Origin of the sequence: Reinekea marinisedimentorum, from assembly GCF_004341165.1 — a bacterium.
GTDB classification, from domain to species: Bacteria; Pseudomonadota; Gammaproteobacteria; order Pseudomonadales; family Natronospirillaceae; genus Reinekea; species Reinekea marinisedimentorum.
Map to the genome: position 1 here is coordinate 1 of NZ_SLZR01000033.1, position 12263 is coordinate 12263.

Below are 12263 nucleotides of genomic sequence, written 5' to 3' on the forward strand. Positions count from 1 at the left end.
AGCCAGGGCTTCAAGTTGCTCTTTGTTCATAGTGCTTATCCTTAGCCTTTGCAGGCAATGATGATAAGCAGTTACACAAATTTATCTACAGGCTCTATTAATGATATCTACATGGTTCTATATTCCATTCTGACTAGCAGTCTATTCGAACCAAATCACCAAGAGCGTAGCTATTTTGAATATCTTCTCAATAGGTACAATACCTAACAATCCAAAGCTGGTCATGCCCGATAACAACCGCTCCGCGGCGGGCGTCGGATTCCATTACGCTGCGCTTCATTGCGCCGCAGTTCAGGGGCGTTAGCAGTCATGAATGAAATCTATCCATACAGCGGGAAGGTTACTAGATGTAATACAGGGGAAGTGACACTTGATGAGCATTTTGATCTTCGGCTGTCTGAAGTGGCATCCACCAGTCAGCTCAAATTGATAGACCTCTCTAAAAAAAATATGGGTGTTTATTGGGCTCCAACATTGCCTATCGAATGGAAGGACCTATCTCAGACAGAGAAGTCTGAGTTGGTCGCGAACAAAGAATTCGAGATTGAAGTAGAAGCAATATATTGCAGGTCTGAAATTGGACTTGTTGAGCTAAAAGAAATTGTCCAGTTTAATGAAATTAAACGATTGCATATCCATCAAAGCACATTATCGAATGATGATCTTCGCTACTTAAAAGGATTGGTACACTTGAATTGCCTTTTGCTAAGGGGTATGCAGTTTACAGACGAGTGTATTAAATATCTTTGTGGTTGCAGGAGTCTTTCAATATTGGATGTATTTGAGACATCAATCGGCGTTGAGGGTGAAATGAATTTAAAGAAACATCTGCCTGCTTGTGAAATATATAGTTCTAACACCTGCTAACTATTTAAGAGTGATTCACAACGCGTGGCATTTTTACTGTGCGTTGGTTTTAGTGTTTAAGGTGGTATGCAGAGGTATGGGCATTTCGTTGCTCACGCCTTAACAGGGCGTTGAAGCTGTAGAAAAACTCAAGTTTCAGGAACTTAACAAGACACCCATCCTAAATCATAGAACCTTCTCCATGCTTGATGAGGAGCTTGTTCAAGCTATCGGCCAAAATCAATTATAAGTCATACCATCCCATTTCTTGCTGCTACAATTTCAGAACACTTTCTTTGGCTGATTTAAAGAGTAAAACATGAAAATTCAAGCCCAGTGCCAGATTAATGCCCCTAAAGATGAAGTTTTTAAAGCTTTTTCTGATTTGAGTAACCTGGAACATAATGTTCAGGCCATCACAAAAGTTGAAATCCTTACTTCAGCAGAAGAAATTGGTGTGGGTACAAAATTTAAAGAAACGCGTGTGATGTTTGGCAAAGAGGCCAGTGAGGTTATGGAAATTACCGGTTTTTCTCCATCTGACCACATTAGGGAGGAAGCCCATTCAAATGGTATGCATTACATTTCAGATTGGCGCTTCTCAGAAGATAATGGCCAAACTAAAGTCACCATTGATTTTTCAGGGCAGGCTAACAGTTTTTTTGCAAAGGTAACGAGCGCACTGTTTTTCTTCATGGCAGGTTCGATGAAAAAGGCTTTTGAAAAAGATATGAATGATTTAAAAGTAAAGTTAGAAATGAATTCATAGGTAGACGGCTTATCGAGAACAAAAAAAGCGGGCGCAACGCCCGCTAAACTTGATAGCCTTGAAAAACTATTTCGCCAAAATTATGTTCTTAATTTTAAACTCAAACCCAGCCTGCGATCCGCTCCACGAAGGCAACAACGCCAGCGGGTGATTCACCGCTTCAATATCCAACGTGTTGTTGTTCAGATCACTGATGTTCACAGTCACCGAATGCCAAATGCCGGTCGCATAGTCAGCTTTGGTCAGCAGGTAATCACTGCTCATGCCGCCATCGTCCGATTCCATCTTGAAGGTTAAGCCTTCGGTTTCTGTTTCACCCTCGTTTGCCGGCGTGCCGTAACTTTCAATCCATAAATCGAAACTTAAAGTGCCCGCGGTGTAGTTGGAAAGGTTCTGGCTGCTGCCGCTGATGATCACCATACCCTTGTAGCTTTCCGGGCTGGTGGCGTCGTAAACCGCCGTCAGCACTGTTTCACCGTCGATGACTTCCGTGCTGTAAGTGACGTGACCGGTCAGGCCTGACCAATCGGTGGTGTCGGTCTGGTAATCGCTGAGTTCTGACCAGGTGTCCATAACATCCACACTGTCTTCATCGAGCGCTACCAGGGGTTCGGCGGCCAGTTGTTCACAGGTTACGGCATCCTCGGCAGCATCCACGCTGTTTGGTACATAGCGCACTTCGCCCAGGTTAAATTCAACCGCGTCTTCAGAGTACAGCAGGAACGGCGTGTTGGTGATGGAGAAATCCATGCCTTCATCGATGAAGCATTGCAGCGGTATTTTTACGGTTGTCCAGTTACTTTCATCGACAGCCGAAGCTTCCGGCAACACCTTATGAATCGCGACCTCACCCAGGCATGGCCATTCACAATGGGTAGACAAGACCAGGCTTTCGGGTGCATCGGTTTTCATGTCGATATCGAACTGCAGCGTGGCATCGGCATTCACGTAGCTGTACAAATCGGTGCCTTCTTCGTCTTCGGTTTGCATGTAAATTTGCGCCGCCGACTCCCCGGTGAACACCACGTTCACGGCATCCTGCTGATGCTGGTAATCAATCGGCGAGGTGGTCAGCGAGCCAATGGAGGTATCGGCCCCGTTGGAAACCTCCAGCCCTGCCCAGCCATTGGCCGTGCCGGAAATGCGCGCGGCATAGTCGCTGGAAGCTGAAACCCCGTAAATTTCCAGATTGGTGGTGGCCACGCCGTTATCCGGTGCGTCCTGGCCGCAGCCGTAATCACGGTCATCGAGTACCAGATTATCCAAATCCTGATCCATGCCTTCGGTATCGCTGCTGGCATAGCCCAAGCCGTAGCCATACGGGAACAGCGGTGCGTATTCACCGGTGGTTTCCTGCTCAATCAGCTCGCCGGTTTGGCCATCCACTGGCGTGGTGTAGTTTTCAATGTTGGGCGCATCGCGGTTGATGGTGGTTGAGCACACGGTGTTCGGCCACGAATACGATAGCCGGCCTTTGAAGTCGGCTCCGTCTTCGGCGAACAATACATCGGTAATACCGCCGGCTTCGGTGCCCGGTAACCACGCGGCAACGAATGCATCAGACGCCATAATCTCTTCATTCACATACAGCGGCCGGCCGGAATAGAACACCGTCACCACAGGGTAGCCGGCCTCCGCCAGCGCGATCACTTCGGCTGAGTCTTCCGCGTAACCGGAGTTGAGAGAGGCAAATTCCAGCGTTTCACTGGCGCTGATGTCGCCATACATTTCGGCGTAAGGGTCTTCACCAATGACGACAATGGCGATGGCATCGGCTGGGGCATCTTCTGTGCTGGTGTACACGTTTTCTTCCCCGACCACATCTTCAATGGCCATCAGCAGGGTCGTGGCCCCCGGGAAGTCATCTTCTAGGGTGTTGTCGGTGCCCTGCCAGGTCAGTGACCAGCCACCGGTTTGCTTGGTAATGTCGTTGGCGGCGCTGCCGGTGACGATGTACGAAGCCTCTGTGCTCAGGGGCAGAATGCCGTTTTTGTTTTTCAACAGTACCAGCGATTCGCTGACCGCCTGACGGGCAATGGCGCGGTGAGCATCGGACCCTAAAACGTCGTCGTTGCCGGCCAGTTCGCGCTCTGAAGGTTTGGGTTTATCCCACAGGCCGGCGCGCATTTTTACGCGCAGTATGCGGGTAACGGCATCGTCGATGCGTTCTTCAGAAATGGTGCCGTCGTTTACCTGATCAATGACGTTCTGGTAGAAGGCTTTCCAGTTGCTGTTTTCGGTGACCATGAACACATCGTTGCCAGCGTTCACCGCTTCCGGGCAATTGGCCGAGGTGCAGTTGGTGATTTCAGACTGACCGTTCCAGTCGGTGACGATTAAGCCATCAAAGCCCATCTGATTTTTCAGCACATCGTTGAGCATGTACTTGCTGCCGTGCATTTTGTAGTTATAGTCGCCTGTGCCGTTTTGATCGTAGTTGGCATCGTTGTGCCAGGAGTTGAACGAACTCATCACCACCTGTGCGCCGGCATCCAGACCGGCAAAGTAACCGGTGGCGTGAATGTTACGCAGATATTCTTCGGTGTAATGGTTTTCGCCGCGGTCTTCACCATCGTAGGTGCCGCCATCGCCCACCCAGTGTTTTACGTTAGAGATCACATGGGTTTCACTTTTTAAACCTTCGGCACCGCCTTGCAGGCCCTGCACCATTCGGCTGGCGTATTGATAAATAATTTCCGGGTCTTCCGAGTAGCCTTCATAAACGCGGCCCCAGCGGTAATCGCGTGGTGCGGCTACGGTTGGGGCAAAGGTCCAATCCAGGCCGGTGGCGGCAACTTCTTCAGCCGTGGCCTGGCCAATCTGTTCGATTAAATCCGGGTTATTGGCCGCGCCCAAACCGATGTTGTGCGGAAATACCGTAGCGCCATACACATTGTTGTGGCCGTGTACGGCATCGGTGGCCCAGATGAACGGAATGCGGAAGCCGCGGTCGGCGTAGGCTTCTTCCAGGGCTTCCCAGTATTCATCGGCGGTTTCTGCCCAATCGGCTGCGCTGGCGTATTTGTCTTCGTTCGGCCAGGCACCGCCGCCGTTGAGCAGCGAGCCGAGTTTGTATTCTTTGGCTTCCTCGGGAGTAACTTCTAACAGGTTGGGTTGAATCATCTGGCCAACTTTTTCTTCCAGCGTCATTTGCGCCAGAATGTTCGCCACGGCGGTTTCGATGTCTTCATCCACGGTGACGGCGCTTTCAATCACCGGCCAGTCGGAAAAATAGGGCACGGCGGAAGCCTCGGTTTCGTCGGTTACCTGACAACTGCTGGCCAGGATGGCTGCAATACAGCAGGATAAAATAGATTTTTTAAAGTGCATGGTGACTCTCACTTGCATTTGGCAGCAGGGTGCACAACAGCGTGCAACAATGCGCCGTTTACGGTTGTTATTGGTGTTTTATCAATGCAGGTTTTCAGTTTTAAAAGCGGCCTAAAAACAGCGCCACGGTGGGTGGCTGATAGGGTTTTAAAGCGTCGCTGACTGATTTGTTTTGTTATTTATTTTTTTAGTTCTAAAAAACAACCCGGGAAGTGGGCGTTGGTGCACGCCCATTTTTTGGTTTAGTTTTCCCGGGTTTTCTCTCTACGCGAGTAAGCGTTTAGCCGGTTTAAACAAGCTGGTCTTTCATAGCCTGTTCGGTGCTGGCAGCCTCGTCGTTCATCAGCAGGTGAACCACGGTGTCGTTGATTGGCATGATGTGTTTCACACCCAGTGCCTTCAACTGGCTGGCATCCAGCTCTACCATTTGTTTCAGTTCTAATCGCAGGCGGCTGGTGGCGCAGGCCAGAACATCCTGAATGTTCGATTTACCACCCAGCTGTGCGATCAATTGTTTTGCGACCTCAATGCTGGATTCCGAGACTGGGGCTGTTTTTTTTTCCACCGCTGCCGCCGGGGCTGCGGTTGCCTGAACCGGCACGCCAGATTCCATCACTTCCGCCATTTTGGTACGCAGGGTGTCTGCTTCCAGGCCAAAGATTGCCTGTACGCCGTTACCCATCACCAGTACGTTGGTGGCACCTAAGGCTTTCAGGGTTTCAGATTGCACCAGAGAGACATCTTTTACGTCGATACGCAGACGGGTAATGCAGTTATCCAGTGTGACGATGTTGGCTGCGCCACCGAAAGCGGTGATGATGCCATCGATGCGGCTGTCGCCAGAGGTTGCTGCCGCAGCGGCTTGTGCAGAGGCTTCTGTTTCTTCTTCACGACCCGGCGTTTTCAGGTTCAGTACGGTAATGGTAGCGCGGAATACGATGTAGTAGATCGCGGCATACGCCAGGCCGAATACCGGTATCAGCAAGCCTTTATCCGATTTGGAGAACAGCACGACGTAGTCGATAAAACCGTGCGAGAACGACGTACCGTGAACAATGTTGAACAGGTTCATCAGGAAGAATGCAGAACCGGCCAGCAGCGCGTGAATAACATACAGAACCGGCGCAACAAACAGGAAGGCGAATTCAATAGGCTCAGTAATACCCGTTAAGAACGAGGTGAACGCAGCAGAGATCATCACGCCGCCCACTTTCGCGCGGTTTTCCGGTTTCGCAGTGTGCCAGATGGCCAGAGCTGCAGCCGGCAGACCGAACATCTTGAACATATAGCCACCCGATAGCTGACCAAAACCATTGCCGGCAGCGCGGGTTGCTTCATCGGCAGACAGGTAGCAGGTGAGTACGCCGTTTAATGCTTCGCCGGCAGCGTTGATACAGGAACCGGCTTCGAAGAAGAACGGAGCATTCCAAATGTGGTGCAGGCCGAGAGGAATCAGCAGGCGTTCAACCACACCGTAAATGGCGAAGGCAATTTCAGGGTTCTGGTAAGCAGCCCAGTGAGAAAACGCCTTAATGCCGTTGCCCACAGGAGGCCAGATCCACGAAAGCACCACGCCCAGCGCAATACAGGTGAATCCGGTGATGATTGGTACTGAACGCTTACCGGCAAAGAAGCCAAGGTAGGCGGGCAGTTCCAGTTTAAAGAAGCGGTTGAAGGCCCAGGCAGCCACACCGCCAGCCAGAATACCGCCGAGAATACCAACATCGGTACCCGGTGCGACAACCGCCAGGGTTTTGATCATAATGAAATAACCGACCGCAGCGGCCAGTGCAGAAACGCCATCGTTTTTGGTGAAGCCCAGTGCCACACCGATGGCAAACAGCAGACCCATGTTACCGAAAACAGCGCCACCGGCGTTTTCCATAATTTTGGAAACAACCTCTGGCAGCCAGCTGAATTTCGCGGCACCGACCCCCAGCAGAATACCGGCGATTGGCAAAACCGAGACCGGCAGCATCAACGATTTACCGACCTTTTGTAGTTGCCCGAAGGCGTTTTTTGCAATGCTCATAGTGCGTAAGCTCCTATCATTATTTTTGTTTTGTAATGCTAGCTTTGTGATGCCTGTAACAGTGCGCGTACTTCACCGGCAGAGCTGAGTCTGAGGGCTTTGCTTGCAACACTTTTGCAGGTAGTAAGTTCCAGCGACCGGACTGCGGCTTTCACATCGGCGATGGCAGGAATATTAACGGATAGCTCGGTGACACCCAGACCCACCAGAACCGGCACGGCTAAGGGTTCGCTGGCTAAGCCGCCACAAACGCCTACCCATTTGCCGTGTTTGGCGGCGGCATCGGTCGTCAGTTTGATCATGCGTAACACAGACGGGTGCAGTGCATCGGCCAGTGACGCCAGTTTCGGGTGACCGCGATCCATCGCCAGGGTGTACTGGGTTAAATCGTTGGTACCGACCGAGAAGAAATCGACCTCCGGTGCCAGTACATCGGCCATGACGGCCGCTGAAGGCACTTCAATCATGATGCCGACCGGAATCGCTTTCGCGTTAAGTTTGGTGCGTTCTTCTTCCAGCACCTGCTTGGCCAGTTTCAGTTCGTGCAGGTCGCTGATCATCGGGAACATAACGTGAATGTTGCCGTGTTCTGCAGCGCGTAACAGCGCGCGTAATTGCTGGCGCAGCAGGGCAGGGCGGTCTAAGCCGATGCGAATACCGCGCTCACCCAGGAACGGGTTTTCTTCTTCCGGTAAATCGATGTAGGGCAGCGGTTTATCGCCGCCGACATCCAGCGTGCGCACAATCAGCGGCTGGTTTTCTTTCAGGCTTTCAGCGGCCGCGCGATACACTTCATACTGTTCCTGTTCGCTCGGTGCGGAGGTGCGGTTCATGAAGATAAACTCGGAACGCAGCAGGCCAACGCCATCACCGTGGTTCGCTTTTACAGCGGCGGCATCGGCCACCGAGCCAATGTTGCCGGCCACATGGATGGCCGTGCCATCGGTGGTGGTGGCAGGTTTGTCTGCATCCAGTCGGTTCAGCTCGCGGGTTTTCAGTTGCGCGGTGTGCTTCGCCTGTTGTGCAGTCACCTGCTCCGCCGTTGGTGAAAGGTACAGCATGCCTTCTTCACTGTTCAGCAGGGCTGCGCTGCCATCGGCAATGTCGGTTGCGCGTTTTTCAATACCCGCGAGCGCCGGTATACCCATAGAGCGCGCCAGAATGGCACTGTGGGACGTTGCTCCGCCTTTGACGGTGCAGAAGGCGGCCACCTTAGTGGCATCCAGATTTGCGGTATCGGATGGTGTTAAATCTTCAGCAATTAAAATGGCGTTTTCAGGCAGGTTACCCAATGAGTGGCTTACGCCCAGAATGTGGCGCAGCACGCGCAGGCCAATGTCGCGGATGTCGCTGGCGCGTTCTTTCAACAGGGCGTTATCGAGGCTGGCCAGTAGATCGGCCTGGCCGCTGTAGGCGCTGTTCCAGGCAAAGGCTGCGCTCTTACCTTCGCGAACCAATTCTACGGCTTGTTGGTAAATTTCCGGGTCGGAAAGCAGTTCGTTATGGGCGGCAAAAATTTTCGCCTTCTGGGCTTCGTTCTGTTGCTCCAGCTTGTCGTGCAGTTGCTGAACTTCGCGTCGGGCCTGATAAACGGCCATATCCAGTGAGACCAGCTCTTCACTGATGTCTTCAGCAAACTCATCGTATTCCAGCACTTCGGTGCGAATTTGATGCACTACACCAAAGGCAATACCGGGAGACGCCGAAATACCTTTCAGTTCGTTTTCGTTGGTGTTGGCGGTGAACAGCAGCGAGGCTTCAACCGGTTGCTCTTCGGTAGCGGCAAGGCGTTCGGTGACTTCTTCTACCTTATCGCCCAAGCCTGCGCGAATGGCCGGGATTAACTCGCTGATCGCTTCGCTGGCATCTTCACCGCGCGCCAGCACCACAACCTGATCGTTCAGTTGCACGTTAAGTTGCAGCAGGCCGGTGACGCTTTTGGCGTTGCCTTTCAGGCCATTGCAGCTGAGTTCAATATCCGCCTTATATTCTTTGGCAATCTTCACCAGTGCCGCAGCAGGGCGGGCATGGAAGCCGGCGCTGTTGGGAATGGTAATCGGCATGCTCTGTTGCCATTCACCGGTTTGCGTTGCCCGGTCAGCGCCGTTTGCATTCAGGCTGATGGTCAGTAAATCGTTAGCGGCGGTCAGTACCGTGTTTTCTTCCGCCTTGCGCAGGCTGCAGCCAAACTCATCACCATTGGTAATAACGACCACCGTGACCAGGCTTTTGGCTTTTTGGGCAACGGTATCGAGATCTACCTGAATCAGTGGCTGACCGGCTTTTACCTGGTCGCCATCGCTTACCAGTGAGCGGAAGCCTTCGCCTTTCAGCAGTACGGTATCAATGCCGATGTGCATCAGAATTTCTAAACCGCTGGCGTGCTTCAGGGTAATGGCGTGACCGGTTTTTTGAATTTGGGAAACGGTACCATCGAAGGGTGCAACCAGGATGTCGCTGGTCGGGTCTATTGCCAGGCCATCACCCACCATCTTTTGCGCAAATACAGGGTCGGGTACGGCTTCGATTGGAACAACCAATCCTTCAATAGGTGCTTTGAGTGTTACGTCAGGTATAGCTGTGCTTATAGTTTGCTGTATGCCCATGCTGGCCTCTTATTATGTTTGTTACCGCTAACATTTTTGCTTATTACTAAAACCGCAGTTAAAAACCGGCTCTTTTTATAGAGGCTGAATGAGTCTTTAAATCTGAGGTTTTCTTTCGTATTAGCTTAGGTTGTTGTTCTTTTAAGGTGAGTCTATTAAAAAATGTTAGCGCTAACAACAGGGCTGACAAAGTTTTTTGGATTTAACGGCGATCCAGCTGGGCATGGTGGCTTCAGGCCGATTCAACGACACCGTTTGAGGGTATTTGCACGGAGCCGTTCTTCCTTTTTAAAATCAATACTTTACCGGTGCCGGGCAGGGCAGTTGTCTGCAGCTGAGCGCCAGCGCATTGGAAATTGTTAAAAAAAGTAAATCAGCTTTATTTATCGCCGATTTGCTTGGAAATTCTGTTGCTGATTGTTATCGCTAACACTATGCTCCGCTTATGAGTACAGTAAATGATGTTGCCAAGTTGGCTAAAGTTTCTGCGATGACCGTATCGCGGGCTTTAAACAACCCTGAAAAGGTTTCCCCCAAATCGTTAAAGCGGGTGGAAGCCGCTATTGCCGAGCTGGGCTACCGGCCGAATCAGGCTGCCCGGGCGTTGGCAACCAATTCCACCGGTATTGTGAAACTGGTGGTGCCTGAACGCTTAGGCACCAGTGACCCTTATTTCACCACGCTGTTTGCCGGTGTGGCTTCGATACTTTCCAAGAACCACCTGGCGGTACTGTTTGAAGAAGACCTGACCTCTAACATCAAATACGATGGTCTGATCGTTATGGGGCTGAATGAACAGTCGGATCTCAGCTTTCTGGATTACCCCGCACCGGTGGTGGTATTCGGCAAGGGGGATGACTACCAGCAAACCGGCCAATCGGTAGACTGGATAGACCTCAACAACGAAGAAGCCTCTTACATAGCCACCAAACACCTGATCGGGCTTGGCCACACTGAAATTGCCTTGTTTAAGTTCGATGCCGATGAGCCGTTCCTGGATGAACGCGAGGTGGGCTATCACCTGGCGATGGCGGAGCATGGCATTAAAGTGCGCCCGGAGTGGGTCGTTTCCGGCATTGAACACACCTCTTACGGTGCCAAGATGCAAACCATGCGCACGCTGCGTACCACCTCGGTCACCGGCATTGTGTGTACCTCCGATTTACTCGGCATTGGCGTAATACAGGCCGCGCGTGATTTAGGCATTCGCATTCCGGATGATCTTTCCGTGGTGGGGTTCGATGGCGTGGGTTACGACCAGATGGCCGACCCGCGATTAACCACGATGAGCCAGCCGGTACACTGGATAGGCCAGCGGCTGGGGCAACTGTTGCTGGAGCGTATTCAGCATAAAGGCGAACCGCTGCCGCCGAAGCATGAGTTGATTTCGGCGGAGCTGGTGGTGCGGGACAGTACCGCGCGGAGGAAGTAGGGTACAAGCTACCGGGGTAGCGTTAGGCCCATTTGCTTGATTCAGGCATCTGTAGACCTAACCCATAGAGCAGCCGAATAATCTGACCTTCATGCATCACTTCATGCTCGTACAAACTGGCTAATATCGTCTCTGTACTTTCAGACCAGTGAACACTGGAAAGCACATTCTCAAAGTTTTTGTGGGTTTGTAACAACGCATACTCATAGCTGGATTTATCGCTTTCGCCGGTTAGTGAACAGTTAAACCCTTGCCACTCGCCAGCTAATAGTGCGCGAAAATAACTCTCGCGAGCGCCAACAATACACCAAAGGTGATCTTCAACACTTTTATACTTTGGCACATCCAGCTTTGCAGAAAATTGCGCTTCAGTGATGGATTTAGCCAATTCATCAATAACAGCGAAACGAGCTTTGATGTTTCGAATTACAATATCTCTCATAATTACCTATGGAAATTAGCGTACAAAAGCTGCAGCGTAATTGCGTGGATGCCCACCGCGAAACGTATTTTATTTAGCGGCTACAAACAGCTTCGGTTAGTGGCTGAGCTCATTGAACTTGATGTACTCAGTCGTTAAAGGCAAGCTTTGAATGCCTTCAACAAGGAAGCTGGGTTTTAGTACATACTCAGATAACTTGTTCACGGGTACCCAGCGGTAAATTAAATCTAATTCTTCCTCTATTCCGGGAAAATCAACTTCGGGCGTTATTTCAGGTCTTTCAACTAGTTCAGCCAAGAAATAATTTGAAATCTCATGATAATTCTTGCCGGCATATTCAAAGAAGTTTTCGACATGCCAAAGAAGGCGTACTACGTAAGAATGGACACCCAGCTCCTCAAGGATTTCTCTGGGAAGGGTATCTTCTGAAGTCTCAAAAAATTCAACTCTGCCACCCGGTAAAGCCCAGAAGTTATCTTTTTCTGATCGATGTATTAAGACATGACCTTCATGAATTATTACTGCGGCACTTCGGAAATTGAATCGACTATCACCTACGTCAAACCTAAGCACTTAAGCTCCTTTTATCCTTTTGTGTGGCGTGTTGTGCGAATTATTAACACTCACGCCTGATACAGTGACCTAATTTATCGCATACGCCATTAGATTAGCCCAGGTGCCTATGGATACTCCATTTAATTCGGATACTAACTGTAAGCGTCCGGCCATCACACCTTGTCAGGCTGTGCCCAGTTATGCGGTAGTAACTCATCCAGCTGGTTATTTTTTTGGCTTGGCAACCTCGC

At 50.9% G+C, this 12263-nt stretch carries 8 protein-coding genes; 3 read left to right on the top strand and 5 right to left on the bottom strand.

From position 1 onward, the window contains the following. Window positions 1-309 precede the first annotated feature (309 nt). Complete coding sequence (locus tag BCF53_RS18630; RefSeq protein WP_132704203.1) at window positions 310-867, top strand: hypothetical protein; 558 nt, start codon at window positions 310-312, stop codon at window positions 865-867. A 298-nt stretch (window positions 868-1165) separates the two neighbouring features. Continuing rightward, on the top strand, window positions 1166-1615 hold the full coding sequence (locus BCF53_RS18640; RefSeq protein WP_132704205.1) for an SRPBCC family protein: 450 nt from the start codon (window positions 1166-1168) through the stop codon (window positions 1613-1615). 66 nt (window positions 1616-1681) lie between these two features. Here the strand turns inward: BCF53_RS18640 and BCF53_RS18645 are convergent, their stop codons facing one another. From BCF53_RS18645 to ptsP, 3 genes are all read right to left on the bottom strand, one after another. Continuing rightward, window positions 1682-4945 carry a glycoside hydrolase family 3 protein gene (locus BCF53_RS18645; RefSeq protein WP_132704207.1) on the bottom strand — a complete coding sequence of 1088 codons (3264 nt, stop codon included), beginning with the start codon at window positions 4943-4945 and terminating at the stop codon, window positions 1682-1684. A 289-nt stretch (window positions 4946-5234) separates the two neighbouring features. Further along, on the bottom strand, window positions 5235-6977 hold the full coding sequence (ptsG, locus tag BCF53_RS18650) for a PTS glucose transporter subunit IIBC (RefSeq protein WP_207902792.1): 1743 nt from the start codon (window positions 6975-6977) through the stop codon (window positions 5235-5237). A 38-nt stretch (window positions 6978-7015) separates the two neighbouring features. Beyond that, entirely contained in the window at window positions 7016-9583 is a 2568-nt protein-coding gene (ptsP, locus tag BCF53_RS18655; protein ID WP_132704209.1) for a phosphoenolpyruvate--protein phosphotransferase, read from the bottom strand. Between the two features lie 445 nt (window positions 9584-10028). Here ptsP and BCF53_RS18660 point away from each other — a divergent pair, with 445 nt between their 5' ends. Then, window positions 10029-11015: a LacI family DNA-binding transcriptional regulator gene (locus BCF53_RS18660; protein ID WP_132704211.1), complete on the top strand. Its 987-nt coding sequence runs from the start codon at window positions 10029-10031 to the stop codon at window positions 11013-11015. A 22-nt stretch (window positions 11016-11037) separates the two neighbouring features. On the opposite strand, the gene BCF53_RS18665 is transcribed toward BCF53_RS18660, so the two are convergent. Both BCF53_RS18665 and BCF53_RS18670 read right to left on the bottom strand, forming a co-directional pair. Beyond that, window positions 11038-11457, bottom strand: a complete 420-nt coding sequence (locus tag BCF53_RS18665) for a hypothetical protein (protein WP_132704213.1) — start codon at window positions 11455-11457, stop codon at window positions 11038-11040. Window positions 11458-11553: 96 nt separating this feature from the next. Continuing rightward, window positions 11554-12030 carry an NUDIX hydrolase gene (locus BCF53_RS18670; protein WP_132704215.1) on the bottom strand — a complete coding sequence of 159 codons (477 nt, stop codon included), beginning with the start codon at window positions 12028-12030 and terminating at the stop codon, window positions 11554-11556. Window positions 12031-12263: the final 233 nt, after the last annotated feature.